This is a genomic window from Cupriavidus sp. 05T41, assembly GCF_056396525.1.
The window spans coordinates 1-26,581 of the sequence record NZ_JBFTLQ010000094.1; the positions used below are offsets into that span (position 1 = coordinate 1).

At 68.8% G+C, this 26,581-nt stretch carries 24 protein-coding genes and 1 tRNA gene; 7 read left to right on the top strand and 18 right to left on the bottom strand.

Going from position 1 to position 26,581, the window contains the following annotated elements:
* Nucleotides 1–58: 58 nt before the first annotated feature.
* The 5 genes from AC1DKV_RS34520 to AC1DKV_RS34540 form a co-directional block, all read right to left on the bottom strand.
* Nucleotides 59–634, bottom strand: a complete 576-nt coding sequence (locus AC1DKV_RS34520; RefSeq protein ID WP_441617609.1) for an acyloxyacyl hydrolase — start codon at nt 632–634, stop codon at nt 59–61.
* Between the two features lie 588 nt (nt 635–1,222).
* Complete coding sequence (locus tag AC1DKV_RS34525; protein WP_441617607.1) at nt 1,223–2,413, bottom strand: M24 family metallopeptidase; 1,191 nt, start codon at nt 2,411–2,413, stop codon at nt 1,223–1,225.
* Between the two features lie 52 nt (nt 2,414–2,465).
* A complete protein-coding gene (locus AC1DKV_RS34530; RefSeq protein WP_441650150.1) occupies nt 2,466–3,434 on the bottom strand; it encodes a Bug family tripartite tricarboxylate transporter substrate binding protein in 969 nt (322 codons plus the stop codon).
* A gap of 236 nt (nt 3,435–3,670) precedes the next feature.
* Complete coding sequence (locus AC1DKV_RS34535; RefSeq protein WP_441650149.1) at nt 3,671–4,318, bottom strand: TetR family transcriptional regulator; 648 nt, start codon at nt 4,316–4,318, stop codon at nt 3,671–3,673.
* Between the two features lie 98 nt (nt 4,319–4,416).
* Nucleotides 4,417–5,301 (bottom strand): alpha/beta fold hydrolase, encoded by an 885-nt coding sequence (locus AC1DKV_RS34540; protein WP_441650148.1) that lies wholly within the window; start codon nt 5,299–5,301, stop codon nt 4,417–4,419.
* Nucleotides 5,302–5,454: 153 nt separating this feature from the next.
* On the opposite strand from AC1DKV_RS34540, the gene AC1DKV_RS34545 reads away from it, so the two are divergent.
* Nucleotides 5,455–6,375 (top strand): LysR family transcriptional regulator, encoded by a 921-nt coding sequence (locus AC1DKV_RS34545; RefSeq protein ID WP_441650147.1) that lies wholly within the window; start codon nt 5,455–5,457, stop codon nt 6,373–6,375.
* Between the two features lie 23 nt (nt 6,376–6,398).
* Here AC1DKV_RS34545 and chrA read toward each other — a convergent pair whose 3' ends face one another.
* Nucleotides 6,399–7,748, bottom strand: coding sequence for a chromate efflux transporter (gene chrA, locus AC1DKV_RS34550; protein WP_477116408.1), 1,350 nt, complete (start codon nt 7,746–7,748; stop codon nt 6,399–6,401).
* Between the two features lie 204 nt (nt 7,749–7,952).
* On the opposite strand from chrA, the gene dmeF reads away from it, so the two are divergent.
* The gene (dmeF, locus tag AC1DKV_RS34555; protein ID WP_441617595.1) at nt 7,953–8,960 is read left to right on the top strand and encodes a CDF family Co(II)/Ni(II) efflux transporter DmeF; all 1,008 of its coding nucleotides are present in this window, start codon (nt 7,953–7,955) and stop codon (nt 8,958–8,960) included.
* A gap of 99 nt (nt 8,961–9,059) precedes the next feature.
* On the opposite strand, the gene AC1DKV_RS34560 is transcribed toward dmeF, so the two are convergent.
* From AC1DKV_RS34560 to AC1DKV_RS34580, 5 genes are all read right to left on the bottom strand, one after another.
* Complete coding sequence (locus tag AC1DKV_RS34560) at nt 9,060–10,196, bottom strand: bifunctional nicotinamide-nucleotide adenylyltransferase/Nudix hydroxylase (RefSeq protein WP_441650355.1); 1,137 nt, start codon at nt 10,194–10,196, stop codon at nt 9,060–9,062.
* 57 nt (nt 10,197–10,253) lie between these two features.
* The gene (locus AC1DKV_RS34565; protein WP_441617591.1) at nt 10,254–10,694 is read right to left on the bottom strand and encodes a GNAT family N-acetyltransferase; all 441 of its coding nucleotides are present in this window, start codon (nt 10,692–10,694) and stop codon (nt 10,254–10,256) included.
* A 344-nt stretch (nt 10,695–11,038) separates the two neighbouring features.
* Nucleotides 11,039–11,114 (bottom strand) — tRNA-Cys (locus AC1DKV_RS34570).
* 107 nt (nt 11,115–11,221) lie between these two features.
* A complete protein-coding gene (locus tag AC1DKV_RS34575) occupies nt 11,222–11,641 on the bottom strand; it encodes a hotdog fold thioesterase (RefSeq protein ID WP_441650356.1) in 420 nt (139 codons plus the stop codon).
* Nucleotides 11,642–11,745: 104 nt separating this feature from the next.
* Nucleotides 11,746–13,041: an MFS transporter gene (locus AC1DKV_RS34580; RefSeq protein WP_441650362.1), complete on the bottom strand. Its 1,296-nt coding sequence runs from the start codon at nt 13,039–13,041 to the stop codon at nt 11,746–11,748.
* A gap of 483 nt (nt 13,042–13,524) precedes the next feature.
* Here AC1DKV_RS34580 and AC1DKV_RS34585 point away from each other — a divergent pair, with 483 nt between their 5' ends.
* Genes AC1DKV_RS34585 through AC1DKV_RS34595 form a run of 3 tightly spaced genes read left to right on the top strand, consistent with a single transcriptional unit; the run spans nt 13,525 to nt 16,083 of the window.
* Entirely contained in the window at nt 13,525–14,688 is a 1,164-nt protein-coding gene (locus AC1DKV_RS34585; protein WP_441617587.1) for an iron-containing alcohol dehydrogenase, read from the top strand.
* 54 nt (nt 14,689–14,742) lie between these two features.
* Nucleotides 14,743–15,057 (top strand): NIPSNAP family protein, encoded by a 315-nt coding sequence (locus tag AC1DKV_RS34590; RefSeq protein WP_441617585.1) that lies wholly within the window; start codon nt 14,743–14,745, stop codon nt 15,055–15,057.
* A 57-nt stretch (nt 15,058–15,114) separates the two neighbouring features.
* A complete protein-coding gene (locus AC1DKV_RS34595; protein WP_441650357.1) occupies nt 15,115–16,083 on the top strand; it encodes a cyclase family protein in 969 nt (322 codons plus the stop codon).
* On the opposite strand, the gene AC1DKV_RS34600 is transcribed toward AC1DKV_RS34595, so the two are convergent.
* Nucleotides 16,076–17,032 carry a LysR family transcriptional regulator gene (locus tag AC1DKV_RS34600; protein WP_441617581.1) on the bottom strand — a complete coding sequence of 319 codons (957 nt, stop codon included), beginning with the start codon at nt 17,030–17,032 and terminating at the stop codon, nt 16,076–16,078. The genes AC1DKV_RS34595 and AC1DKV_RS34600 overlap by 8 nt on opposite strands.
* A gap of 276 nt (nt 17,033–17,308) precedes the next feature.
* Here AC1DKV_RS34600 and AC1DKV_RS34605 point away from each other — a divergent pair, with 276 nt between their 5' ends.
* Nucleotides 17,309–18,901 (top strand): aldehyde dehydrogenase (NADP(+)), encoded by a 1,593-nt coding sequence (locus tag AC1DKV_RS34605; RefSeq protein WP_441650358.1) that lies wholly within the window; start codon nt 17,309–17,311, stop codon nt 18,899–18,901.
* 171 nt (nt 18,902–19,072) lie between these two features.
* Here AC1DKV_RS34605 and AC1DKV_RS34610 read toward each other — a convergent pair whose 3' ends face one another.
* The 3 genes from AC1DKV_RS34610 to glmU all read right to left on the bottom strand — a co-directional run bounded on the left by AC1DKV_RS34610 (nt 19,073) and on the right by glmU (nt 23,174).
* Entirely contained in the window at nt 19,073–19,336 is a 264-nt protein-coding gene (locus AC1DKV_RS34610; RefSeq protein ID WP_477116260.1) for a hypothetical protein, read from the bottom strand.
* 517 nt (nt 19,337–19,853) lie between these two features.
* Nucleotides 19,854–21,692, bottom strand: coding sequence for a glutamine--fructose-6-phosphate transaminase (isomerizing) (glmS, locus tag AC1DKV_RS34615; protein ID WP_441617575.1), 1,839 nt, complete (start codon nt 21,690–21,692; stop codon nt 19,854–19,856).
* Between the two features lie 120 nt (nt 21,693–21,812).
* Nucleotides 21,813–23,174, bottom strand: a complete 1,362-nt coding sequence (gene glmU, locus AC1DKV_RS34620) for a bifunctional UDP-N-acetylglucosamine diphosphorylase/glucosamine-1-phosphate N-acetyltransferase GlmU (RefSeq protein WP_441650359.1) — start codon at nt 23,172–23,174, stop codon at nt 21,813–21,815.
* 212 nt (nt 23,175–23,386) lie between these two features.
* On the opposite strand from glmU, the gene AC1DKV_RS34625 reads away from it, so the two are divergent.
* Nucleotides 23,387–24,319, top strand: coding sequence for a DUF6279 family lipoprotein (locus AC1DKV_RS34625; RefSeq protein WP_441650360.1), 933 nt, complete (start codon nt 23,387–23,389; stop codon nt 24,317–24,319).
* Nucleotides 24,320–24,332: 13 nt separating this feature from the next.
* On the opposite strand, the gene ttcA is transcribed toward AC1DKV_RS34625, so the two are convergent.
* The 3 genes from ttcA to AC1DKV_RS34640 all read right to left on the bottom strand — a co-directional run.
* Nucleotides 24,333–25,274: a tRNA 2-thiocytidine(32) synthetase TtcA gene (ttcA, locus tag AC1DKV_RS34630; RefSeq protein ID WP_441617569.1), complete on the bottom strand. Its 942-nt coding sequence runs from the start codon at nt 25,272–25,274 to the stop codon at nt 24,333–24,335.
* A gap of 156 nt (nt 25,275–25,430) precedes the next feature.
* The gene (locus AC1DKV_RS34635; protein ID WP_441617567.1) at nt 25,431–25,832 is read right to left on the bottom strand and encodes a dihydroneopterin aldolase; all 402 of its coding nucleotides are present in this window, start codon (nt 25,830–25,832) and stop codon (nt 25,431–25,433) included.
* Nucleotides 25,833–25,901: 69 nt separating this feature from the next.
* On the bottom strand, nt 25,902–26,581 hold a 680-nt coding region (locus tag AC1DKV_RS34640), incomplete at its 5' end, for an SDR family oxidoreductase (RefSeq protein WP_477139120.1).

Sequence of the window (26,581 nt, forward strand, 5' to 3'; positions counted from 1 at the left end):
GTGTCAGGCCGGCCCGGCCGCGGGGCGCGCCGCGGCCGCCGGGGCGCCGCAAGCGCGATCAGAAGCGATAGCGCACGTAGCCCGTGTAGAAACCACTGCCCGGATTGGGCTGCTTGATGCCGGCGTTGGAGACGTGCTGGTAGCGGAAGCCGGCTTCATAGGCGGTCCTGGGACCGAAAGCCACGCCCAGGCCAAGCATGTCGGAGAACTGGAACAGGCTGCCGGAGCGGTGCTCTTCCGAGGTGTACTTGCTGCTCATCATGCGCACGCCGACCGACGCTTCGAGGAACGGTACCCAGGCGCCGCCGCGCTTTTCCAGGCGCCAGATCGGCGAGAAGCCGAACTCGGTCACGTTATGGTGGTTGGTGCCGCTCAGGGTGTTCCATTCGGCCAGTTCGGCCTCCCACTGCAACTTGAACAGCCAGCCCTGCGGGTTGCCCCAGTTGAAGCCGGAATCCCAGTTCACGCCGACTTCGTACTTGTTGATGTTGTGGCCCGGATCACGGCCGAAGGCAAAGTGGACGGCGGGGTCGGCGTACGCGGACGCGCAGGCGCCGAAAGCGGCAACGGCGGCAAGCGCCTTGAATTGCGATGCGAACCGGCGGGCAAGGCCGGTCTTCTTCTGATTGGTCATGAGCATGGTGGGTGGTATTTACCGCGAAGAGTGGCAAGTCCTAGCGAAAACCTTGCCACCTCTCCCGCGGCAAGGCCGACCACCCGTACTCAGGACCAGAGACGTTCCACCACCAAGCCCGCGGTCACGGCGATCGCAAGCCAGGTGCCAATACATCCGGCAATAAAACGGTAAGTCATGGTCAAATTCCGCAACAAACGCCTGTCGCCAGGCGAATAATTCCGGAATTATACATCCATTCATGAATGTATGTTGGACGCCGGTCGACCACTCCGGCTAGGGCTCGTCGTACTGGTGAGCGATTATGCACCTCCGGGCTGCATCCTGCTCGGCCCATCCCGGTCCCTGTTGCCGTGCCGCGTCAGGGAGCGCATCCGCCCGCACCAGGCTGGCAGACGCCGACGGCGGCAGCGGCCTGCCGAGCAAATTGCCCCGGGCGGCGTCGCAGGCTTCCTCGGCCGGAAGTCGATTTTGCGCTCCAACATCCACTTCATCAGCGGGGCTGCTCAGGCCCGGCGGGCGCGCCTGCGCGATCACCCCGCGCAATCACCGCGCGGCCGGGCGGGGCGACAAGGGACCGGTCGAGGCCTACGCCACGGTGGCGTAGGCGAGCGTCTTCGGCGTCTTCACGATGACCTCGGGCCGCTCGCCCACCACCACGGTGTCGTCGAGGCGGAAGCCGCCGAGGCCATACACGTAGATGCCGGGTTCGGCCGAATAGACCTCGCCCGCCAGCAACGGCCGCGTGTTGAAGGCCATGTCCTCCGGATACTCGTGCAGCATCAGCCCGACCGCGTGCCCGGTGCGGTGGAAGATGTATTCGCCCAGGCCGGCGCGCTCGATCACCGCCTGCGCGGCAGCGTCCATGTCGCACACGCGGCGCCCGCTTACCGCGGCAGCCACCGCCGCATCGGTGGCTTCGGCGGCCACCTGGTAGCAATGCGCCTGCCGCTCGCCGGGCTTGCCGCAGAACCAGGTGCGCTCGTTCTCCACGTAGTAGCCGTTCAGGCGTGGCAGGATCAGGTTGACGATGGTATCGCCGGATGCGATGCGCGCCCCGCACGACGCGCCGTCGCCGTGGGGCGAGGCCGAGGCGGCGCCGGTCAGCGTCCAGCACTTGAGGATCTCGAAATCCTCGCCGGGAAAGCGGCGCGCCGCCTCTTCCACCATCAGCGCCGACATGGCATGGTCCAGCTCCTGCACCAGCCGTCCCGGGCGGATATGCTCGCGATAGCGGTCCTGCACCCAGTCCGTGAGCGCGCCCAGCGCGCGCATCACCTCCAGCTCCTCGGCATGCTTGACCCAGCGCATGCCGCGCATCTCGGCCATGGCCGGGCGCAGCACCAGCTCCGGCAGATGGCGCTGCGCCGCGGCCAGGACCGGGTGGCTCACGTCCACCGCGATGCGCGCGCCGCCGAGCCCGTGCGAGGCCAGCAGCGACGCCACCACCTCGGGCAGCTGCGGCGCCAGCGGCAGGCGCCGCGAGACGCGCGGATGCTCGGCGTAGTAGGTCACATCGCGCAGCCACACCGATTCGTTCTCCGTGCTCAGCCGCATATGGTTGGTGGACAGCTCGTTCATCACCGCGAACGGCTCGCCGCTACGCGGCACGAACACGAACACGGGCCGCTCCCACGGCCATACGTCGAGCTGGAAGTTGGTGGCGAACTGGAAGAAGTCCGGGGTGCCGAACACCAGCGCGTCCACGCGCAGGCGGTCCATCAGCTGGTGCATCATGGCCATGCGGTAGTCGCGCACGGCGGTGGTGATACGGGGCATGTCTTGTCTCCTGTGTCCTGAGTCTAGTGTCCTGCGTCTAGTGCCTTGTGCGTCAGAGCGCGATGCCGAGCTTGCGGATGAATGGCCCCCACGCCTCGGCGTCGCGCCGCATATGGCGCTCCACTTCCGCGGGCGGGCCCTTGATGGGGTCGAGGAACTGGCTGGCCAGCTTCTCCTTGAAGGCGGGTTCGTCCAGGGCCGCGTTGATGTCGGCGTTGATCCTGCCGACCAGCGCCGCCGGCGTGCCGGCCCTGGCCACGATGGCATACCAGCCGGGCACGGCCACGTCATAGCCGAGTTCCCTGAAGGTCGGCACGTCCGGCAGCGCCGGCAGGCGCCTCTCGCCGGTCACCGCCAGCGCCACCAGCTTCTTGCCGGCGATATACGGCTGCACGCCGGCGACCACGTTCATCATTGCGGGCGTCTGGCCCGACATCAGGCTGGTCGAGCCGCCCGCGCCGTTGAATGGCACATGCTGCAGGCGGATGCCGGCACGCTCGGCCACCAGTTCCATCGCCAGGTGGGTCGAGTTGCCGATGCCGCCCGAGGCAAAACTGATGGCGGCCGGACGCGCCTTGGCCTGGCGCACGAATTCGGCAAAGCTGGCCACGTGCAGCGACGGCGCCACCACCAGCACGAACGGCGAGCTGGCCAGCATCGCCACGCCGGCCAGGTCGCGCTGCGGCACATAGGGCAGCGACGGATACAGGAAGGGATTGAAGGCCAGGTTGGACACGCCGGCAAAGAACAGCGTGTAGCCGTCGGCCGGCTGCTGCAGCACGTAGTTGATGGCCAGCACGCCGTTGGCGCCGGGGCGGTTCTCCACCACCACGGCGCGGCCCCAGCGCTTGCCGAGCGCTTCGGCCAGCGCGCGCGCCAGCACGTCGTTGCCGCTGCCGCCGGCCTGCGGCACCACCAGCCGCACGGGGCGCTGCGGCCAGTCCTGCGCGTGCGCGGGCGCGCCGCACGTCCATCCCGCGGCTGCCAGCACGGCAGCCAGCATCAGCTTGCGTCTCTTCACATCGGTCTCCTTTTTCCTCCGCGCCGCCATGGTCTTCAGGGCGGCATGCGGTTTACTGTACCACGTGGTACACGAAGAAGAAAAGACCGCCGGACGCGGGCTGCGTGCGCGCGGCAGGCAAGTGACCGGAGAGGAACCGGGCAGGAACCGGAGAGGGTGGCCGCGCCAGAAAGCAGCGCGGCGCCATCGAGGCGCCGCGTGGCATCAGGTCGTCAGGCGCTCAGGCGCTCAGGCGCTCAGGCGTCAGACGCCTGCGCGGCCCCCGGCGCATTGAGCATGCGCGCGAAATACTTGAGGGCCGCGGTGGTGCCCTTGCGGTCACCGGTGGTGACCAGGTCGAGCAGCAGGCCGCGCACCGTGGCCAGCTCGACGCGCGCGCGCAGCTTCGCCTCGCTCGCGCTCAGTCCGTGCTGTTTGTGGAAGCGCTCGCTCAGCGCGCCGATCCAGCTGCCGATCACGTCGTCCAGAAAGGCCTGGAAGCGCTCGCGATCCCGGATGGCGCGCCCGTAGATCTCGAACAGCAGCTGGATGACCGGCAGGTAGTTGTCCGCCGAGTAGCGGGCCCAGGCCAATTCGAGCGCGCGGGCCGGATCGGTCTCGGCGGTGGCCAGGCTGGCGCGCGACTCCAGTTCGGCATGGCGGATGCGGCGCAGCACGGCCTCCCAGAAGCCGTCGGCCGAGCCGAAGTAGTAGATCAGCATGCGGTGGCTGGTGCCGAGCGCCTCGGCCACGCTGCGCAGCGAGAGATCGCCGATGCCGCGCTCCAGCACATGGCGCACGGCGCCATCCAGCAGCTGGATGGCCTGGTCGCTGGTGGCGCGGCCTTCGGCGGGCTCGGCGACGGGGGTTTCGGCCGGACGGGCGGCGGTCTTGCGAGGCGGCATGGGCGGAATCGCGTGCGGTTGGCCGGCGCCTGGCCGGCGGATGAAGCCAGCGAGTGTATGCCAGCCCGGCCGATCGCGCAGCACCCGGCCGCGCGGCGTCAGTGCTCCGCCAGCAGGAACGGCAGCGTTTCTTCCAGCAGCAGTTCCGGCATTTCCTCGGCGATATAGTGGCCGCACGGCAGGCTCTTGCCCTGTACGTTGCGCGCCACCTTGCGCCATTCCTCCAGCGGCGCGAAGCAGCGGCCCACCGCGCCCTGCTCGCCCCACAAGGCCAGCATCCCGCACTCGACCTGGCGCCCGGCGGCGATGTCGGCACGATCGTGCTCGAGGTCGATCGAGGCGCTGGCCCGGTAGTCTTCGCACAGGCCGTGCGCGGCGCCGGGCTGCCTGAGGCAGCGCAGGTACTCGGCCATGGCTTCGTCGGTAAATGGCGCCAGGCCGGCGCTGCGACTGCCCATGGTGCTGCGCAGGTAGAGCGCGGGATCGGCCTCGATCAGCGTCTCGGGGAACGGCGCCGGGCGGATCAGGAAGAACCAGTGCCAGTAGGCGGTGGCGAACTGCAGGCTGGTCTGCTCGTACATGGCCAGCGTGGGCGCGATGTCCAGCGTCACCAGCCGCCGCACCGCATCGGGATGGTCCAGCGCCATGCGGTGGGCCACGCGGCCGCCGCGGTCGTGCGCCATCACCAGGAAGCGCTCGAAGCCGAGCGCGCGCATGACCGTGACCTGGTCCTGCGCCATGGCGCGCTTGCTGTAGTTGGCATGGTCGGGCAGGCCGGCGGGCTTGCCGCTGTCGCCGTAGCCGCGCAGGTCGGTGGCGACCACGGTGAAATGGCGCGCCAGCGTGGCGGCCACCTTGTGCCAGATCACATGTGTCTGCGGATGGCCATGCAACAGCAGCAGGGCCGGGCCCTGCCCGCCCACCACGGCATGGATCTCGACGTCGCCGCATTGCACGCGGCGCGGGGTGAAGCCTTCGAACACGATTCGTCCTCCTGTCGGGATCAGGTGCAGATCCGCGTAGATGCCAGTGTAAGCATTGAACCCGCCGCTATAATTTCATTCACAGACTTTCATTCGGTCTTCATTTTCAGCAATCCTGGCGCCTTGCCGCCGCCATCGACCGCCGCTCGCCACGTGGACAATTTCTCGGACCTCGCCTTCTTCGTCACCCTGGTCAAGCGCGGCAGCCTGGCCGGCGCGGCGCAGCAGTTCGGCATCACGCCATCCGCGGCCAGCAAGCGGCTGGCCGCGCTGGAGGCCCGCCTGGGCGTGCGCCTGCTCAACCGCACCACGCGCCGGCTGAGCGTGACGCAGGAAGGCGAGGCCTACCTCGAACGCGGCGCGCGCATCCTGGCCGAGCTCGAGGAGCTGGAGCAAGGCCTGGGCGGCAGCCGCGTGGCACCGCGCGGCCTGCTGCGGGTCAACGCCACGCTCGGCTTCGGCAGGCGCCACGTGGCGCCCGCGGTGGGCGCCTTCCTGCTGGCCTGCCCCGAGGTGGAGGTGCAGCTGGAACTGACCGACCGGCCGCTCAACCTGGCCGAGGCCGGCTTCGACGTGGGCATCCGCGTGGGCGACCTGCCCGATGCCCGCCTGAGCGCGCGCCCCATCGCACATAACCGCCGCCTGCTGTGCGCCGCGCCGCGCTACCTGGCCAGCCACGGCGAGCCGGCCTCGCCGCGCGAGCTGCAGCAGCACCGCTGCATCGTGATCCGCGAGAGCGACGCCACCTACGGCACCTGGCACCTGCGCTCGGCCAGCCGCCAGGAAACCGTGAAGGTGCGCGGGCCCGCCAGCACCAACGATGGCGAGGTGGCGCTAGGCTGGGCCTTGCAGGGCCACGGCATCCTGATGCGCTCGGAATGGGAGGTGGCGCCGATGCTCAGGTCAGGGCGGCTGCGCCAGGTGCTGCCCGACTGGTCGACACCGCCCGCCGATGTGTTCGCGGTCTTCCTCACGCGCGACCAGCTCACCGCCAAGGTGCGCGCCTTCGTGGACTACCTCGCGCAGCACTTCGCCGCGCACCGCGAGCCCGGCGTGCCCCACAGCGGCTGGTAGCGGTCGGTGGCGGCTGGCGGCGCTCAGCGCAGCAGCGTGATGGCCATGCCCGCCAGCCCGCAGCAGAGGATCACCGGGATCACCCCCGCCTTGAAGCGGAACAGTGCCACCGCCGCGGCCAGCCCGATCAGGGCCGAAGGCCAGTCGAAGCGGCCCTGCAGCCCGGCCGGCCACAGCACGTGCGAGGCAAAGAACACCGCCAGGTTGACGATCACCCCGACCACCGCCGCCGTGATGGCGGTCAGCGGCGCGGTGAACTTCAGGTTGCCGTGCGTGCTCTCCACGAACGGCCCGCCGAGCAGGATGAACAGAAAGGACGGCAGGAAGGTGAAGAGGGTCACCAGTGCGGCCGCCGCCACGCCCGAGGCCAGTTCGCTGCCGGCGCCAAGCACCGCGTGCGTCCAGCCGCCGACGAAGCCCACGAAGGCCACCACCATGATCAGCGGGCCGGGCGTGGTTTCTCCCAGCGCCAGCCCGTCGATCATCTGCGGCGCGGTGAGCCAGTGGAAATGCTCGACCGCGCCCTGGTTCACATAGGGCAGCACCGCATAGGCTCCGCCGAAGGTCATCAGCGCCGCCTTGGTGAAGAACCAGCCCATTTGCGTGAGCGTGCCCTGCCAGCCGTAGCGCCATGCCAGCGCGCCCAGCGCCAGCGCCCAGATCGCCAGGAAGACGCCGAGTACGCGCGCAAAGCGCGGCCAGGTGAAACTGGCATGCTCGGGCGTCGGCGTGCCGTCGTCGATCAGCGCGGGGCCGTGGCCCGCCCTGGCGGCGCCGTGCCCGCCCGCGCCGGCGAAGCGCGCCGGCGCCAGGCGCCCGCCCACATGGCCGATCAGGGCAGCGGCCACCACGATCAGCGGGAACGGCAATGCCAGCGCGAAGATGGCGACGAACGAGGCCGCCGCAATGGCCCAGAGCCAGCCGTTGCGCAGGGCGCGCGAGCCGATGCGCCATGCCGCCGACATCACGATGGCCGTCACCGCCGGCTTGATGCCGTACAAGACGCCGGCCACCGCGGGCACCTCGCCGAAGCGCAGGTAGACCCACGACAGCAGCATCAGGATCAGCAGCGACGGCAGCACGAACAGCCCGCCCGCCATCACGCCGCCCCAGGTACGGTGCATCAGCCAGCCGATATAGGTCGCCAGTTGCTGCGCCTCGGGCCCGGGCAGCACCATGCAATAGTTGAGCGCATGGAGGAAGCGAGCCTCGGAGATCCAGCGGCGCCGCTCGACCAGGTCCTCGTGCATGATGGCGATCTGCCCGGCGGGGCCGCCGAAGCTGATGAAGCCTAGCTTGAGCCAGTACCAGAAAGCCTGGCGCAGGGAAATGGGCGCCGGGGCGGCCGCGGGAGCGAGGGTGGTGGCGTGCATCGGGTTGTGTGGGGCTGTCGGGGCCTTGCACGGTGGCAGGCAGCGTGCCAACAATAGCAGATGGGCGTGACAGCCCGGGGGCAACCCCGCGCGAGGCGGCACGGGCCAACACCACGCTGCCGGCATGGACGAAGGCGGCCTGCCGCGCCGGCGCTGTTACGCTTGCGCCAATCACATCATTTCGCCACGCAGGGCAAAGCCATCATGCATACCCAGGACCTCTCCCGCTGGACCCACAGCCACGTCTTCGACACAGGCAATCGCGCCGCCGAACGCGGCACCCGCCTGGTGATGCTCATCACCGCCGCCACCATGGTGGCCGAGATCGCCGCCGGCTTGTGGTTCAATTCGATGGCGCTGCTGGCCGACGGCTGGCATATGAGCTCGCACGCGCTGGCAATCGGCCTGGCCGCCTTTGCCTACGCCGCCGCCCGCCGCTACGCCGGCGACAAGCGCTTTGCCTTCGGCGCGTGGAAGATCGAAGTGCTGGCCGGCTTTGCCAGCGCCATCGTCCTGCTCGGCGTGGCCGCGCTGATGGTGTACGGCTCGGTGGAGCGGCTGTTCAGCCCGCAGGCCATCCACTATCGCGAAGCGATGGCGGTGACCATCGTCGGGCTGCTGGTCAACCTGGCATGCGCGCTGATCCTGGGCGACGCTCACCACGGGCATGAACACGGGCATGACCATCACCACGGCCACGATCACGATCACGACCACGGTCACGGCGGTGCGCACCACCACGACCTGAACCTGCGCTCCGCCTACCTGCATGTGCTGGCCGATGCCGCCACCTCGGTACTGGCGGTGCTGGCCCTGGCCGGTGGCTGGTGGCTCGGGCTGGCCTGGCTGGACCCCGTGATGGGCCTCGTCGGCGCGGCGCTAGTCGGCCACTGGGCGCTCGGCCTGCTCAGGCAGACCGGCACCGTGCTGCTGGACCGCGAGATGGACCACCCGGTGGTGGACGAAGTGCGCGAGGTACTGGCCAGCTTCGACCAGGGACCCGAAGGCACGCGCGTGACCGACCTGCATGTGTGGCGCGTGGGCAAGCAGAAGTTCGCGGTGATTGCCAGCCTGGTGACGCACGACAATGCGCTCACGCCGGCGCAGGTCAGGGAGGCACTATCCGTGCACGAGGAGCTTGTGCATGTGACGGTGGAAATTCACCGATGCGGACATGGGGAGGATGAAAGGCTGGCGCACCGGCACGGATGAATCGGGATGCGGGCGGTTGCGGGCCCGCGAGGCCCCGATCGGCATCCGGCTGGTGGACCAGACGGCGCCCCTGGCCCTGGCGCTGGCCGACCCGGGCGGTCAGCGAGGCCGGGCGGGCCCTGCTTCGAACAGGTGGAGAAAGTGGTCGAGGATCAGCAGGTGATCCTCGAACATCTGCCCTTCCAGCGCCAGCAACTCCTGCTGCGGCAGCCAGCGCACCGCCGCCGCGTCGTCGGCGGCGTCCACCCCGGGCAGTGCATCGAGCGGCAGGTCGAAGAAGAAGGCGTGGGTCAGCGTGCGCCCGCGCTGGCTGCGCTCGGGGTGGTCGAACAGCGCCTGGCCGCGGCATGCCTGCTGCAACTCGGCCTTTGGCAGATTGAAGCGGGTTTCCTCGTCGAGCTCGCGCAGGACCGCGTCGGCCACGCGCTCGTGCTGGTCCAGAAAGCCGCCCGGCAGCGCCCATGCGCCGCGCCCGGGCTGGCCGCCGCGGCGGATCAGCAGCACATGGCCGCAGCAGCGCACCACCGCGTCCACGGTGACGAAGACCGGCGGATACGGCGCGGCCGCCCAACGGTGGCGATGGTCCTCGAGGAAGCGGTACTCAGCCAGCAGCACGGCGAAGGCCTCGCGCGCGGCGAACTCGCGCAGGAAGGCAGCGACCGGGGGCGGCAGCACGCGCTCCACGCCATCGAGCGCGCCCGCCTGTGCGAACCACTGCCCGCGCACATCGGCCGCATTGAGTTGTCCGAAGCTGGGCTGCGGCACCAGGGGCCAGCCGGGGAAGTCGTTGAGATAGCCCGAGGATGCATCCTTGAAATGCCCGAACAGCCCGACGCGCGCCTCGGCGCGCAGGCCCGGCTCCGCACCCGGGAACTCGCCCAGGAACTCGCCCAGGACCGCGCCCACGGCGGCGCGCACGGCGGCAGCCCAGCGCGGGCCCTCGTAGTAGTCGCGCACGGCCACGAAGCGCAGATCCGGCACGCGGGCAGCGTCCCATGCGGCCACCGCGGCCTCGATCATGCGGCGGCGCTCGTCGCCGGTGAACGGATTCTTTACCGTGCGCGCCCCACCTGCCGAGCCCAGCACGACGATCACCACGCGCGCCTGCGACAGCGCCTGGCGCAGCATGGCGAAGTGCCCGTCATGGAAAGGCTCGAAACGGCCGATGTACACCAGGCAGTCGAATGGCGCCGGATCCGGCTGGGCGGCGGGCGCCGTCGGCGTGGGCAAGGTCATCGGTGTTTCGTCTTCATGACATCGGACTTCATACTTCGGATATCCCGGGGCATGCGCCTACTTCAGTTCGCAGTACATGCAAAGCGGCAAGCCTTCCTGGCGCTGGAACTCGCGCGAGGCGCGCACCGCGGGCGGCAGGCGCTCGGCCGCGATCAGCGAGAATCCATAGCGGGCAAAATAGTTGGGGCAACTGGCACTGAGCAGCACCGCGCGCGTACAGCCGTTGGAGCGTGCGCGCATCAGCGCGGCGGCAACCATATGGGATGCGATGCCCCGGTCGCGGTAGGGAGGCAGCACGGCCACCGAGCGCACCACCACGGTCTCGTCATACCCCTCGGTGCCGGCGCAGCCGACGATCTTGCCGTCGAGCAAGCCAATATGGAACAGCGCCAGCGAGGGATCGAGGTCGTCGCTGGCGAGGCCACAGGATTCCAGGATTTCCGCGATTGCCGGCCAGTCGGCCGGTTGTGCTGCGCGGACACGCAGATCTCTTGTCATTGCAATTATCTATCCGCCACGCACGATGGCGGAGGTTGTCATGGATGGACTGCGTTGACTTCACACTACATGATTCGGCGGACTTGTTCCAGCCGGGAATACGGCAGGAATCGGGGCGTGCTCTTCCATGCTGTGCGAATACCGGCATGCATCACGCGTTTGGGGGACGTGAGGCGAAAGGACGTGGCGGGAAGGACTTGGGGGAAAGGAAAAAGTGCGGGCGCGGTGGCCGCTGGCGGGATGCAACGGCCACGCACGGTACACGTAGCTCGCGTGGCAAACATGGCGCGCGCGGCATGCACCGGCGCGGCATCCGGCCCTGGACCTGCGCTACCGCCAGGTGCTGGAGGCGGGGGGAACGGAATCGAACCGCCGTGTACGGCTTTGCAGACCGTCGCATAACCACTCTGCCACCCCGCCGCTGTTGGAGGACGCTGCGATGCGCGTCCTCGTTCAGTGCGGGCGCAGTGTATCCGGAAACGGGAAACTCTGCACGGCACGCCTTCGGCGGGCGCGGCCGCGGGCGGTCAGCGCGACAGGATCGACATGGTGATGCGGGAGATGCACACCATCCGGCCTTCGTCGTCGCGGATCTCGATGGCCCACACGTGGGTGGTACGGCCCACATGGACCGGCGTGGCCGTGCCCGTCACAAAGCCGCTGCGCACCGCGCGCACATGGTTGGCGTTGATGTCGAGCCCCACGCAGTACTGCGCCTCGTTGTCCAGGCACAGGCTGGCCGCGCAACTGCCGAGCGTCTCCGCCAGCAGCACGGAGGCACCCCCGTGCAGGATGCCATAGGGCTGCACGGTGCGACGGTCCACCGGCATGCGCGCGCTGAGAGACGCCTCGCCTACCTCGGTGAACTCGATGCCGAGCTGCGCCACGGCGGTGTCCTCGTGGCGAGCCTGGAGCGCTTCCAGCGATGGGGTCGATTTCCACAACATGCACGGTCTCCCTTGTTCGTTATCCGTTGTCGTCTGGCGCACCATTCTAAGTCAGACGCCTGCCGGACCGTGGGCATGCCCCCACGGCGAACGCAGCGTGGCCCTCAGGCCAGCGGACGCTGCCGGTAGTCGATCAGGCTCGAGCAGACAGCCAGCAGCACTGCCATCACCACGAAGAACAGCAGCGCCAGGAAGTAGGAGCCGGACCACTGCACGATCACGCCGATCAGTAGCGGCACCACCACCCCGGCCATGTTGCCGCAGAAGTTCATGATGCCGGCCAGCACGCCGGTGCGCTCCGTGCCGCCGATGAGGGCCGGCAGGCACCAGTACATCCCGCACCAGCGGATGAAGAACATGGCGGTGCAAAGCAGCACGATGACCCGGGCGGCATCGGCCGTGTAGGCCGCCGCCAGGATGCAGGCCGCCGCCACCAGCGAGGAGCCGCTGAACATGCTGCGCATCACGAGGTTGGGCGACGCGCCCGAGGATTTCCACTTGTCGCCGATATAGCCGCCGACCAGTTCCCCGACGAAGCCCGACATGAAGATCACGAACGTGGCGCCGCCCATGCTGGAGATATTGAGGCCGTGCGTCTTGTGCAGATAGCTCGGCATCCAGGTCAGCAGGCCGTAGAACACGCTCAGCACGCAGCTGTAGCCGCCGAACATGGCGAGGATGGAGCGGTCGCGCAGCAGTTCGCGCAGCGGCGGCGCGGCTGCCGTGCCGCCCTCGCGCTCGCCGTTGGCACGCGTGATGTGTTCGAGCTCGGCCGCGTTGACGCCGGGGTGATCCGCCGGATGGTTGCGGATGTAGTACCAGGCCAGCCAGCCCGCCAGCATGGTGCCGACGCCCGAGATGACGAAGGCAATGCGCCACGAGCCCAGCCATGCGATCAGGCCCGCGATGATGATGGCGCCGAGCGCGCTGCCCAGCGGCGCGCCGCCGTCGACCAGGACCGCGCCGCGCCCGCGCTCGTTGGGCGTCAGCCACGCGCCGGTCAGCTTGGCGCCGGCGGGCATGATGGGCGATTCGGCCACGCCCAGCCCCATGCGGGTAAGCAGCAGGATGACACCATTGTGGGCAGTCGCGCCCAGCGCCTGGAAGGCGCCCCAGGCCACCGTCGCCGCGGCGATGATGCCGCGCGTGTGATAGCGGTCCAGCAGCGCGCCCACGGGCACCTGCATCAGCGCGTAGGACCAGAAGAAGGCGCTGAGCACCAGGCCTTCGGCCGCGGGCGAGAGGTCGAACTCGGGTGCGATCAGGGGCAAGGCCACCGACAGCGAAGCGCGGTCGATGTAGTTGATCGCCGTCAGCAGCAGCATGATGAGGAAGATCCGCCAGCGCACGTTGCTGGGGCGGGCGGCCGCGCGCGGCTGCGCGCGCATGTCGGCGCGCATGTCGGAGCGAATCTCGGCCGCGGCGTCGGGCACGTCGGAGGCCCCGGTGTCGAAGGCATCAACGGATTTCATGTTGTCTCGTCCTTGTGATTGTGTTTTTTGCCGCGGCCGGAGCGCGCGCGGTGGCGCCATGCCGTGCCGGCCATGGCGGATTGGCGGCAATGTAGGGCCGCGCCGGCGGCTTGCCTAATGAGAGTTCGTCATCGCCCGATAACCGGCGGCGCCGGCGCGGCACCGCGACGGACCGGCGATAAGCGCTGGTTATCCGCCAATCAGGTCTTTTCATTACCGCCGCGGTGGCGCGGTTTGTAAGGTATGGGCCGTGGATGACATCCGGCGCCGCGTACGGCGCGCCGGCATCCGGCCCACAAGCAGATCCGAAAGACTGCCACGCCCCCAGGCACGCCTGGCCGCAGCCTGCCTTCCCATGTCCATGCCCTTCGGCGCCGCCGGCGCGTCGCGGCAAACCTGTACGAGATCGCCATGAACGCATTCAACTATTACTTTCCGACCATGCTGAAGTCCGGCATCGGCCTGGCTGCGCAGGCCGGCGCCTTGCTCAAGCCGCACCTGCGCCGCAGGCTGCTGGTCGTCACCGACGCGGGGCTGGCGGGCTCCGGCCTGCTGGAGGGCTTTTTCCAGTCGCTGCGCGCCGAGGACATCGCCTACGAAGTCTTCCCGGGCGTGGAGCCGAACCCCAGCACCGCCGTGCTGGACCAGGCCGTGGCCTTCCTGAAGACGCACGAGTGCGACGCCGTGATCGGTGTGGGCGGCGGCAGCAGCATCGACACCGCCAAGGGCGTGGCCGCCATGGCCACCAACCCGGGCAGCATCCTCGACTACGAAGGCTATGACCGCCTGAAGAACGCGCCGCTGCCGGTGTTTGCCATTCCCACCACCTCGGGCACCGGCAGCGAATGCACCGCGTCCACCGTGTTTACCAACAAGGAAACCCTGTTCAAGACGGTCATCATCAGCCCGGCGCTGTTCCCCAGGCTGGCGATCCTCGACGCCAGCCTCACGCTCAAGCTGCCGCCGTCGATCACGGCCGCCACCGGGATGGATGCGCTCACGCACGCGATCGAATCCTATGTATCGAAGCAGGCCAATCCGGTCAGCCAGGCCCTGGCCATCGGCGCGATCCGCATGATCAGCGAGAACCTGCGCAAGGCCTTCTATGTCGGCTCCGACGTGGCCGCGCGGGAGAACATGCTGCTGGCTTCCTTCCTGGCGGGCGTGGCGTTCTCGCAGTCCAAGCTGGGCAATGTGCACGCCATCTCCCACACCTTCGGCGGCGTGTTCAACATCGCCCACGGCATCGCCAACGCGGCGCTGCTGCCGTACGTGCTGGCCTTCAACGCGCCGGCCTGCCCGGAGCGGCTACGCGACATCGCCATCGCCATGGGCGTGGACACCCGCGCCATGTCCGCGGAGGAGGCGGCGCGCGCGGTCGTGCAGCAAGTGGTCGGGCTGAACCAGGCGCTGGGCATCCCGGCCACCATCCGCGAACTCGGCGTCGACCTCGCCTTCCTGCCGCAGATGGTCAGCGATTCGATGCGCAGCGGCAACGTGCTGGTCAATCCCAGGCTGACCACCGCCGCGGACATCGAACGCATCATCACCAACGCCTATCACGGCGTGCTGTAGCCGCTTCGGCCACGGCGCGCGCGCCCCATTCCACCGACAACAAGGAAACTGTCCATGCATTACGAAATGCGCACCTACACCATCCAGATCGGCAAGATGCAGGAATACCTGCAGCACTTCGAGAAGGAAGGCCTGCCGGTCATCTCCCGCTACGCCACGCTGGTGGGCTGGTGGTACACCGAGATCGGCGAACTGAACCAGGTCGTGCACATCTGGGCCTATGAAAGCCTGGACGACCGCATCGAGCGCCGTGCCGCGCTGTACCGGGACCCGGACTGGCTCGAGCGCTTCGTGCCCAAGGCCTTCCCCATGCTGATCAGGCAGGAATCGAAACTGCTCAGGCCCGCGGCCTTCTCGCCCATCCGCTGACAAGACAAGGCCGCCGTCGCAGCGGGCGGGCGGCGGCCGCCACGAGGAGACACCACGATGTGCGTACACGGCTCGAACAACAATCCTGACATCAAGCAACTGCTGGAAGGCCTGCCGACCAACTGGGGCAAGTGGGGCCCCGAGGACGAGGTCGGCGCGCTGAACTACCTGCAGGCCGCGCAGGTGCTGCGCGGCATCGCGGCGGTCAGGCAAGGCAAGACCTTCACGCTGCAGATCCCGATCGGCCACGAAAAGGGCGAGCCGCTGTTCCCGGGCCGCCGGCCGTCGATGCGCATGAACGTGCTGGACAAAGGGCACTACCTGGCCGGCAAGGCGCACTTCGACGGCAACGTCGAGTTCTCCGACGACGTGATCTTCATGCATGTGCAGGGCTCCACGCAGTACGACGCGCTCGGCCACGTCTGGTACGACGACAAGCTGTGGAACGGCTACGACGCCATGAGCACCATCGGCAGCATGGCGCGCGCCAGCATCGTCCCCATCGCCGAGCGCGGCGTGGCCGGCCGCGCGGTGCTCGTCGACATGGCGCGCCATCGCGGCAAGGCCGTGCTGGACAAGGGCGAGACCTTCACCCATCTCGACGTGCTGGCCGCGGCGCAGGCCCAGGGCACCACCATCGAGCCGCGCGACATCCTCATCATCCGCACCGGCTGGATCGGCTCGTTCTACGAGCGCGAGGCCGCCGAGTTCTACAGCGATTTCGTCGAGCCGGGCCTGACCTTCAGCCGCGAACTGGTGGAGTGGTTCCACGCCATGGAGATCCCCAACCTGGTGACCGACACCATGGGCAACGAAGTGACGGTGGACCCGCAATCGGGCGTCATGATCCCGCTGCACGCCGCGCTGATGCGCAATCTCGGCGTAGCCTTCGCCGAGGTCGCCCAGCTCGACGCACTGGCCGAGGATTGCGCCGCCGACGGCCAGTGGCAGTTCCTCTACACCGCGGCGCCGCTGAAAATCGTGGGCGGCACCGGCGCGCCGGTCAATCCGCTCGTCATCAAGTAGGCTGCTGCCCGCCGTCCGGCCGCCCGGCGAACAACTCGTCGATCAGCAGCCGCGCGCCGGGCGACGGGGTCGAGCCGGCGCGGCTGATCACGCCGAACGGCTCTTCCAGTGGCGGCAGCGTGACCGGCAGGCGCGCCGCCAGGCCGAAGCGCTCGCCGAACAGCGCCACTTCGCGCGGCATGACGGCAACCAGCGTGGGGTCTTCCTGCAGCATGGTGAAGGTGGTGAAGGTAGAGGCGGTCTCCAGCGGGAAGCGCGGCGCCTTGATGCCCGCGTTGGCAAGCTCGCGCTCGAGCGCCACGCGCATGGGCATGTTGACCGGATAGGCGATCCAGCTGGAGCCGCTCAGCGCCTCCAGCGCGACGCAAGCGGCGCCGGCCAGCGGATGGCCGCACGCCACCACCACCGACAGCGGCTCCTCGTCCAGGCGCAGGCAGGCGTAGGCGTCGGGCCGCCGGCTGACGCCGCTGCGGCAGATCGCCACGTCCACCCGGCCCTCGTCGACCAGATCGAGCAGGCGCGCGCTGGTGTCCTCCACCACCTCCACGGACAGGGTCGGATGCTTGCGGCGCAGCGCCGCCAGCACCCTGGTCAGCAGCGGCACCGCGCCCATGATCACGCCCACCGCGAGGTGGCCGCCGTGACCCTGCGCAATTGCGGTCATTTCTTCGCGCAAGTGCTCCAGGTCGCTGTAGATCAGCCGCGCATAGCGGATCACGCAGCGGCCCAGGTCGTTGGCCACCAGTCCCTTGGGCTGGCGTTCGAACAGCGGCATGCCCAGCAGGTTCTCGATCTCGCGCAGGACCTTGGTCGCGCCCGGCTGCGAAATGGCGATCTCGTCGGCGGCCTTGTGCAGCGACCCGTGGCGGTCGAGCTCGATCAGCAGCCGCAGCTGCTTGAGCCGCAGGCGGGAGGCGAGGATGTGCAGCGAGGGGACGGTGTGGCTCATGTGGACGGCATCGGGGAAAGAAGTGGCCACTATATCGGCTGCCGCGCCCCGCCGCTCTTGCCGGCGCATCCAGACAGTCTTGCGCCGCAGGCAAGAATCGGCCGGCCGGCTGCCCGCGTGCAAAGCGATAACGAATGCTTATCGCCCCGCGCCCAGATGTCATTGGCCCCGGGCGGGCACGGCCGCTACAGTCGACCGCCGGAGGCACGCGGTGCGGCGCACCCGCGCCCGGCGCCTTTCGCCGATCCGTTCCCCCACCTTCAGGAGACCATCGTCATGCCGGCAATGTCGGGCTACAACTACATAGGCGGCGAGCGCCGCGCGGCGGGCTCGGCCTTCCTCTACAGCGTCGATGCGGCGAGCGGCGAACGCCTGCCGCTGCGCTTCGTGGAAGCGACTCCCGGGGAGATCGACGCGGCCGCGCAGGCTGCCGCGCAGGCCTTTCCGGCATTCCGCGCGCTGGCGCCGCGGCGCCGCGCCGAATTCCTGGATGCCATCGCCGATGAGATCGATGCGCTCGGCGAGGCCTTCGTGGAGCTGGTCTGCCGCGAAACCGCCCTGCCGGCCGCCCGTATCCGCGGCGAACGCAGCCGCACCAGCAACCAGATGCGCCTGTTCGCGCAGGTACTGCGCCGCGGCGACTTCCTCGGCGCCCGCATCGATACCGCCCAGCCCGGGCGCCAGCCCCTGCCGCGGCCGGACCTGCGCCAATGCCGCACCGGCATCGGCCCGGTGGCCGTGTTCGGCGCCAGCAATTTTCCGCTGGCCTTCTCGACCGCGGGCGGCGACACCGCATCGGCGCTGGCCGCCGGCTGCCCGGTCGTGTTCAAGGCCCACATGGGCCATATGGCGACCGCGCAGGAAGTCGCGGACGCCATCCTGCGCGCGGCCCGCCGGCTCGACATGCCGGCCGGCACGTTCAACATGATCTTCGGCGACCGCGTGGGCGAGCGCCTGGTCAAGCATCCCGCCATCCAGGCCGTCGGCTTCACCGGTTCGCTGCGCGGCGGGCGCGCCCTGTGCGACATGTCCGCCGCGCGGCCCCAGCCGATTCCCATATTCGCCGAGATGAGCAGCATCAACCCGGTGCTGCTCATGCCCCTCGCGCTGGCGCGGCGCGGCGGGCAGGTGGCGGAGGAACTGGCGGCGTCGGTCGCGCTGGGCGCCGGGCAGTTCTGCACCAACCCGGGCCTGGTGCTCGGCGTGCGCGGCGAGGCGTTCACCGCGTTCGTGCGGCACCTGTGCGCGGCGGTCGAGGCCCAGCCTGCGCAAACCATGCTGAGCGCGGGCGGGATGGACCACTACGCGCATGGCTCGCGGGCGCTCGCGACGCACCCGCGCGTGGCGTTGCTGGCAGGCACGGCGCAGCGCGACGGCAAGGCATGCGCTCAGGTGTTCCGGGCAGATGCGGCACTGCTGCTCGAAGGCGATGCGCTGCTGCAGGAGGAAGTCTTCGGCCCCTCCACGGTGGTGGTCGAGGCCGCGGACGCGGAAGAACTAGGCCGGCTGGTCGACAGCCTGCGCGGGCAGCTCACCGCCACGCTGATCGCGGAGGACGACGAGATCGCGGATTGTGCCGCGCTGGTGGCGCGGCTCGAGCAGAAGGTGGGCCGGATTCTCGTGAACGGCTATCCGACCGGCGTGGAGGTCTGCGAAGCAATGGTGCATGGCGGCCCCTACCCGGCCACCTCGGATGCGCGCGGCACTTCGGTCGGCAGCATGGCCATCGACCGCTACCTGCGCCCGGTCTGCTACCAGAACTTTACCGACGCGCTGCTGCCCGATGCGCTGAAAGATGCCAATCCGCTGGGCATCAACCGGCTGGTGGACGGCGCCTGGACGCGCGCGCCGCAAGGCCCTGCCGCATAACGGGCGCGCATCGACCCCATATCGGCACCACCTCGGCCCCATGTCGGCACCATGTCGGCACCACATCGCCCGCATGGTGGCCGCATGACGGCCGTCCTGCCCGCGCTGCCACGAGCGGCGGCGGCAGATTTTCCTGTCGCCGCCCCCGAGGGCAGCGGCCCTGGCCGGCGCTCAGCCGCACTGCCCTTCGCCGCGCGTCTTCGCGCGGTTCCAGGCCTGCCCCGCGGCGAGTCCCCCCGCCGTCGGCAGCAGCCGGTCCGATTCCTCCGCCACGCCCCTGTCGTACATCAGCAAACCCGAATCCATCATCTTGCGGATCTGCCAGCAATGCACGAACTGAGCCTTGCCTTGCGGGCCCGGCTCTGTCAGCGAAACGCTCGGCAGCAGATTGCCCCAGGGATCGCGAGACAGGCGCAGGACTGCGCCGTCGACCAATCTGCCCAGTAGCTCGCCTTGCCTCATCCCTGCTCCCTGCTTCTTGTCTTCGTGCCGGCCGCGCCGCGGTGAATCTGCGTGTTCCCGCGCAGCGACAGGCTTGCTCCCGCGGGGCGGGGACATGGTGCGCTTCGCGCGCTCTGCCGCATGTACCCGCCGCCGGGGCGCACAGTGTAGCGCGTCTGCATGGCGCGGCGAAGACAACACATGCGCCGCGGTGCACGCGGCGTTGGCCGATATCAAAGTAGGAAATGCACCGACAGCAGGGGCCGGCGCCAGGGGCGATGCTGAACAGCAAGCCGGCAAGCGGGCGGCCCTGTGCCGCGCGCCGCGCCGGGGCCGAGCCGCAAACGTCAACGGGCAAGCCTTGGCCTGCCCGCTGGATGATGCCTTCAAGCCTGTCATCCGCTCGCGCATGATGAAGATGAAGACATGTAGATACAGATACCTGGCGACCAGGGTGCCGGCACGCCGTGCGCGGCGTGATACCGGCCGGCGGCCCCCGGCCGCGCCGCCCTTACTCCACCGTGACCGACTTGGCCAGGTTGCGCGGCTTGTCCACGTCGGTGCCGCGGGCGCAGGCGGTGTGGTACGCCAGCAATTGCAGCGGCACCACGTGCAGGATCGGCGACAGGTCGCCGTAGTGCTCGGGCAGGCGGATCACCTGGATGCCATCGCTGGACTGGATATGCGTATCGCTGTCAGCGAACACGTACAGCCGGCCGCCGCGCGCGCGCACTTCCTGGATATTGGACTTGAGCTTCTCCAGCAGGGCGTCGTTGGGCGCAACGGTCACCACCGGCATGGCCTCGGTCACCAGGGCCAGCGGGCCATGCTTGAGCTCGCCGGCGGGATAGGCCTCGGCGTGGATGTACGAAATTTCCTTGAGCTTGAGCGCGCCTTCCAGGGCGATCGGGTAGTGCAGGCCGCGGCCCAGGAACAGCGCGTTCTCGCGGCGGGCGAAGTCCTCCGACCACGAGATGATCTGCGGCTCCAGCGCCAGCACGCCGTGCAGCGCGGCCGGCAGGTGGCGCAGGTTGGCCAGCGCGGCGGCCTCGGCCCCGGCAGTGAGCTTGCCGCGCACCTTGGCCAGCGCCAGCGTCAGCATGTACAGCGCGGCGAGCTGGGTGGTGAAGGCCTTGGTGGAGGCCACGCCGATCTCGGTGCCGGCGCGGGTCAGGAAGCGCAGTTCGGTCTCGCGCACCATGGCGCTGGTGGCCACGTTGCACACCGACAGCGTGTGGGTGTGGCCGAGCGACTTGGCGTGGCGCAGCGCGGCCATGGTGTCGGCGGTCTCGCCGGACTGCGAGATCACCACCACCAGCGCGCGCGGGTTGGGCACGGTCTCGCGGTAGCGGTATTCGCTGGCGACCTCGACCTGGGTCGGGATCTTCGCCACCGACTCCAGCCAGTACTTGGCGGTGCAGCCCGAGTAGTAGCTGGTGCCGCAGGCCAGGATCAGGATGCTGTCGATCTCGCCGAACACGCCTTGCGCGCTCTCGCCGAACAGCTCCGGCGTGATCGCATCGACGCCTTCGAGCGTATCGCCCAGCGCGCGCGGCTGCTCGAAGATCTCCTTCTGCATGAAGTGGCGGTACGGGCCGAGTTCCACGGCCGCAGCGTGGGTCTCGACCACGCGCACTTCGCGCTCGACCAGGTGGTCGTGCACGTCGCGGATGGTGGCGCCCTCGCGGGTCAGCTCCACCACATCGCCTTCTTCCAGGTAGACGATGCGGTTGGCCGTGCCGGCCACGGCCAGCGCGTCCGAGGCCAGGAACGATTCGTTCTCGCCCAGCGCCACCACCAGCGGCGAGCCGGCGCGCGCGCCGACCACGCGCTCGGGATGGTCCTTGGCGAACACGGCGATGGCGTAGGCGCCGTGCAGGCGCTTGGTCACCGCGCGCACCGAGCCGAACAGGTCGCCGCGCGTGGCGCTGCTGGGATAGCTGTAGGCCTGGTGGATCAGGTGGGCGACGACCTCGGTGTCGGTCTGCGACTCGAAGCCATAGCCGGCCGCGCGCAGCTCTTCGCGCAGCGGCTCGTAGTTCTCGATGATGCCGTTGTGCACCAGCGCAATGGTCTCGCCCGAGAAGTGCGGGTGGGCATTGGTGGTGTCGGGCTTGCCGTGGGTGGCCCAGCGCGTATGCGCCACGCCGGTGACGCCGGCGAGGCCGGAGGCGCGGGTCTGCTCGTCCAGGTCCGCCACGCGCGACACGGTGCGGGCGCGCTCGAGCGCGCCCTCGCGCACCACGGCCACGCCACAGGAGTCATAGCCGCGATATTCGAGACGACGCAGGCCTTCGATCAGGACCGGAACGATATTGCGCGAGGAAACCGCGCCGACGATGCCACACATAACTTTCTCCCGACAGGTGCGGTCATGGCCGCGCCTGATAGATTGCGCGGTAACGGCAGCGCCGTTACCCGCGGTTTGCCAATGCCGCCAGCCATGGCGCAGGCCGGTCGGAGGCGGGGCTTATTTCTTCGCTTGCTTGACCGGGCGGTGCCAGGCGTCGAGTGTCATCTGCTTGCTGCGCGACAGCGTCAGCTTGTCGGCGGGCGCTTCCTTGGTCAACGTGGTGCCGGCGCCGATGGTGGCGCCGCGGCGCACGGTCACCGGGGCCACCAGCTGCGTATCGGAGCCGATGAAGACATCGTCCTCGATGACGGTGCGGTGCTTGTTGGCGCCGTCGTAGTTGCAGGTAATGGTGCCGGCGCCGATATTGACGCGCGAGCCGACCGTGGCGTCGCCCACGTAGGCCAGGTGGTTGGCCTTGCTGTGCGCCGCGATCTCGCTGTTCTTGACCTCGACGAAGTTGCCGATGTGCACATCCTCGCCGAGCACGGTGCCCGGGCGCAGCCGTGCGTACGGGCCGATGCGGCCTTGCGCGCCCACGCTGGCGTCCTCGAAATGGCAGAACGGCTGCAGGCGCGCGCCCGCGCCGATGGTGCTGTTGCGGATCACGCAGCTGGCGCCGATATGGGCGCCGTCTTCGAGATGCACGCGCCCTTCGAACACGCAATTGACGTCGATGGTCACGTCGCGCCCGCAGGTGAGTTCGCCGCGGATATCGATGCGTGCGGGGTCCAGCAGCGTCACGCCGGCTTCGAGCAGGCGCTGCGCGAGGTTGCGCTGGTGGATGCGCTCCAGTTCGGCCAGCTGCACCTTGCTGTTGACGCCCAGCGTTTCCCACAATGCGACGGGTTGCGTCGCGACCACTTCCATGCCGTCGGCGACGGCGCGCTCGACCGTATCGGTCAGGTAGTACTCGCCCTGGGCGTTGTCGTTGCGCAGCGTGGACAACCAGCGGCGCAGGTGGCCGGTGGGCGCAATGATGATGCCGGTATTGATCTCGCGGATGGCGCGCTGCGCCTCAGTGGCATCTTTTTGCTCGACAATACGTACGATGCTGCCTGCCTCGCGCACGATGCGGCCGTATCCGGCGGGGTCGTCCATCTCCACGGTCAGGATGCCGAAGCGTTCCGTGCCGGCCTCGGCCACCAGGCGCTGCAGCGTGGCGGACTCGGTCAGCGGCACGTCGCCGTACAGCACCAGCGTGGGCTGGCTGTCGTCGAGCAGAGGCAGCGCCTGCGCCACGGCGTGGCCGGTGCCGAGCTGCTCGGCCTGGAGGGCGAAAGCGACGTCGGCGGCGCCCACGGCCTCGCGCACGCGCTCGGCGCCATGCCCGACCACCACGACAAGCCGCGTCGGCGACAATTTGCGGGCCGTAGCAATCACATGCGCGAGCAGCGGCTGGCCGGCAAGCGGATGCAAGACCTTGGGCAACGCGGAGTTCATGCGCTTGCCCATTCCCGCAGCGAGAATGACGATATTCACAAGGAGGGTCCTAAGTGAGTGTGTCCAAAAACCCGTTTGAAACCGCCCCCGGGACAGCCCGGGGGCCGGCAAGGCTGGCCGGCTTCGTGATCCGGATCCCGCGACAGGCGGCAAAGGCTGCCGCAACCGGGAATGGCGGGCGCGTTCAGGGCCCAAATCACGCGGAAAAGGATTCTATCATGCGGGTTTTACGCCGTTTGTCACCAATTCTCATGTCGTGGAACGAGCGCCACGGTGCCGGCCTGCGCAAGTTCGCGCTGGCCGGCGCGCTGATCGCGCTGACCGCGCTGGGCGCCTGCAACGCCATGAAACTGGGCTACCAGCAGGGCGACAGGCTAGCCTTCTGGTGGGTTGACAACTATGTGGATGTGTCGGCCAGCCAGGAACCGCTGACGCGCGACGCCATTGCCCGCTTCTTCGCCTGGCACCGCAAGGACCAGTTGCCGGAAATCGCCGGCCTGCTGCGCCAGGCCAAGAGCGAAGTGCAGCAGCCGGTCACGGCAGCCGAGGTGGGCAGGATCCAGGAAGGCGCCCAGCGCCTGGCGCGCGTGGCGTTCGACCGCTCCACGCCCGACGTGGCCGACCTGCTGCTGACGCTCACGCCCGAGCAGATCGCCCGGATGGATAAGAAGTTCGGCGAAGCCAACGCCAAGTACCGCAAGGAGTACCTGCGCCCTGACCCGGCCGCCCGCGAGGAAGCCCGCTTCGACAAGGTGATGGATTATGCCCGCCTGATCTACGGGCGCTTCTCCAGCGAGCAGGAGGCCGTCATCCGGCGCGCCATGGCGCCCGTGGTGCAGGGTGCGGAGGCGCGCTACGACGAGCGGGTCAAGCGCCAGCAGGAATGGCTGGCCCTGGCCAGGCAGGTGCAGGCCACGCGTCCGCCCAAGGCCCAGGTCGTGGAGATGCTCAGGCGCTACGGCGACCACTGGCAGAACCCGCCCACGCGCGAGCGCGATGCGCGCCACGACGCCAACAACGAAGCGGGCCTGGTGCTGACGGCCACCATTGCCAACCTGACCACGCCCGAGCAGAAGAACCACGCGGTCGAGCGCTTCCAGAAATGGATCGAGGACGCCAACGCGCTGATGCGCGAAAAACCGCCCGCCACGGCCGGCGCGCAGCCGGCGCGGGCAGAGAACTAGCCGCGTCCGCTGCTCAGTCTGCGACGGCCGGCGCAGTGGCGGCCGGCGCGGACTTCTCGAAGCGCACGAATTCCAGCTTGTTCTCCTCCATCCCGCCGGCAAAGACCAGCGGCTGCTGGGAGAAGGTGGTCTCGCCGAACAGCGCGGCCTCGTCCACCTTGGCCAGCCCGGTTGCCAGGCCATTGAAATCGAACAACGCGGTATCGGCCAGGTGCGAGGGCACCACGCTGCGCAGCGCGGCAAAGATATTGTCGGTCCGGCCCGGATTCGTGCGCTCCCACTCCACCAGCATCTCCTTGACCTTCTTGCGCTGCAGGTTCTCCTGCGAGCCGCACAGGTTGCACGGGATGATGGGGTACTCCATGGCGCGCGCGTAGGCGGCGATGTCCTTTTCCGGGCAGTAGGCCAGCGGACGGATCACGATGTGCTGGCCGTCGTCGGTGGCCAGCTTGGGCGGCATGGCCTTCATCTTGCCGCCGAAGAACAGGTTCAGGAAGAAGGTCTGGACAATGTCGTCGCGGTGGTGGCCCAGCGCGATCTTGTTGGCGCCCAGTTCCTTGGCGGTGCGGTAGATCACGCCGCGGCGCAGGCGCGAGCACAGCGAGCAGGTGGTCTTGCCCTCGGGCACCTTCTCCTTGACGATGGAATACGTATCCGCGTCGACGATCACATATTCCACGCCCACCGACTTCAGGTACGCCGGCAGGATGTCCGCGGGGAAGCCCGGCTGCTTCTGGTCCAGGTTCATCGCGATCAGCTTGAACTTGACCGGCGCGCGCTTCTGCAGCGCCATCAGCACCGACAGCATGGTGTACGAGTCCTTGCCGCCGGACAGGCAGACCAGCACCGTGTCGCCGTCCTCGATCATCTTGAAATCGCCGATGGCGCGGCCCGTCTGCGACTGGAGATAGGTCTCCAGGCGGAAGAAGTTCTTGGAATGCGTGGTGGCGGTCATGGCGCTCGAATCGGGGAAGGCGGGGGCGGAACGGCGTGCGATGCGGCAGTCACGTCACTTGCGTTGCTGCCGGCCGGGCCGTAGCCGGACAACCTGCTATTTTAGCTTGAGCGCCCCGGCCGCGCCGAACGCCGGCGCGCGCTTCTTGCGCGGCTGTTACTCGCTCTTGATATGGAAGACCTCGACACCGACCGAATCGCAGTCCGGGTAGACGTCCGGCTTCTCGGTCGACACGCGCACGGCGCGCACCTTGGGATGCTTGAGCATGGCGCGCGCCACGTCGTCGCACAGGGTTTCCTGCAGGTGCACGTGGCCTTGGGCCATGCGCTCGGCCACGGTATTGCGCATGAAGTCGTAGTCCACCACTTCCTGCAGCTTGTCCTCCTGGGGCGTGCTCTGCGCCAGCGGCACGAACAGGTCGATATTGATCAGCACGCGCTGTTCGCCCTTCTTCTCGAATTCGTGCACGCCGATATTGATCTGCACTTCATAGTTGCGCAGGAACATGCGGCGGCAGTCTTGCAGGCTGGGGAGTGAAAGGGCGGCGAGCATGGTCATGATGGGATGCTAAGTCTGAAAGGCGCGCGGGCTGGTTGCCGGCCTTGCGCGCCGGGGTACGTCAAAGGGTTATTCGGTCAGGAACATCACGTCGCGCGCGAGCGGCATCAGGTGCTGCCCGCCATCGACGTAAAGCGTGGTGCCGGTCACGGCGCGCGCGTCGGCCAGGTAGGCCACGGCCTGCGCGATATCTTCCGGCGTGGACGACTGGCCCAGCGGGGTCATGCAGTGCGCGCGCCGGAAGCCGGGACTGGACTGGTCGCCCGAGACCATGGTGATGCCGGGCGCCACGCCCACCACGCGCAGCTTGGGCGCCAGCGCCTGGGCCAGCTGCACGGTGGCGGTCTGCAGGGCGGACTTGGACAGCGTGTACGACAGGAAATCCGGGTTGAGGTTGTCCAGCTTCTGGTCGAGCAGGTTGATCACCACGCCGGTCTGCCCGTCCGGCAGCGCGCGGTGCAGCTCGCGCGACAGCAGCAGCGGCGCCGCCACGTTGGTGCGCATGTGGGTGTCGAGCGAGGCATAGGAAAAGCTGGTCGCCACGTCGTACTGGAACAGCGAGGCATTGTTGACCAGGCAGGTCGGCACGCCCAGCGCCGCGATGCAGTCGGCGACCAGCTTGCCGGTGGAGGCTTCGTCGGCCAGGTCGGCCTGCAGCACCGCGGCGCGGCGCCCGCCCGCGCGGATCTGCGCGGCCAGCGCCTCGGCCTCGGCCAGCGAACGGTGGCAGTGCACCGCCACGTCCCAGC

Bases quoted from the DNA above. Each gene is read 5' to 3' on its own strand.
- AC1DKV_RS34520 (WP_441617609.1), bottom strand. From the start codon at position 634: ATGACCAATCAGAAGAAGACCGGCCTTGCCCGCCGGTTCGCATCGCAA.
- AC1DKV_RS34525 (WP_441617607.1), bottom strand. From the start codon at position 2,413: ATGCCCCGTATCACCACCGCCGTGCGCGACTACCGCATGGCCATGATG.
- AC1DKV_RS34535 (WP_441650149.1), bottom strand. From the start codon at position 4,318: ATGCCGCCTCGCAAGACCGCCGCCCGTCCGGCCGAAACCCCCGTCGCC.
- chrA (WP_477116408.1), bottom strand. From the start codon at position 7,748: ATGCACGCCACCACCCTCGCTCCCGCGGCCGCCCCGGCGCCCATTTCC.
- dmeF (WP_441617595.1), top strand. From the start codon at position 7,953: ATGCATACCCAGGACCTCTCCCGCTGGACCCACAGCCACGTCTTCGAC.
- AC1DKV_RS34560 (WP_441650355.1), bottom strand. From the start codon at position 10,196: ATGACCTTGCCCACGCCGACGGCGCCCGCCGCCCAGCCGGATCCGGCG.
- AC1DKV_RS34565 (WP_441617591.1), bottom strand. From the start codon at position 10,694: ATGACAAGAGATCTGCGTGTCCGCGCAGCACAACCGGCCGACTGGCCG.
- AC1DKV_RS34575 (WP_441650356.1), bottom strand. From the start codon at position 11,641: ATGTTGTGGAAATCGACCCCATCGCTGGAAGCGCTCCAGGCTCGCCAC.
- AC1DKV_RS34580 (WP_441650362.1), bottom strand. From the start codon at position 13,041: ATGCGCGCCGACATGCGCGCGCAGCCGCGCGCGGCCGCCCGCCCCAGC.
- AC1DKV_RS34585 (WP_441617587.1), top strand. From the start codon at position 13,525: ATGAACGCATTCAACTATTACTTTCCGACCATGCTGAAGTCCGGCATC.
- AC1DKV_RS34590 (WP_441617585.1), top strand. From the start codon at position 14,743: ATGCATTACGAAATGCGCACCTACACCATCCAGATCGGCAAGATGCAG.
- AC1DKV_RS34595 (WP_441650357.1), top strand. From the start codon at position 15,115: ATGTGCGTACACGGCTCGAACAACAATCCTGACATCAAGCAACTGCTG.
- AC1DKV_RS34600 (WP_441617581.1), bottom strand. From the start codon at position 17,032: ATGAGCCACACCGTCCCCTCGCTGCACATCCTCGCCTCCCGCCTGCGG.
- AC1DKV_RS34605 (WP_441650358.1), top strand. From the start codon at position 17,309: ATGCCGGCAATGTCGGGCTACAACTACATAGGCGGCGAGCGCCGCGCG.
- glmS (WP_441617575.1), bottom strand. From the start codon at position 21,692: ATGTGTGGCATCGTCGGCGCGGTTTCCTCGCGCAATATCGTTCCGGTC.
- AC1DKV_RS34625 (WP_441650360.1), top strand. From the start codon at position 23,387: ATGTCGTGGAACGAGCGCCACGGTGCCGGCCTGCGCAAGTTCGCGCTG.
- ttcA (WP_441617569.1), bottom strand. From the start codon at position 25,274: ATGACCGCCACCACGCATTCCAAGAACTTCTTCCGCCTGGAGACCTAT.
- AC1DKV_RS34635 (WP_441617567.1), bottom strand. From the start codon at position 25,832: ATGACCATGCTCGCCGCCCTTTCACTCCCCAGCCTGCAAGACTGCCGC.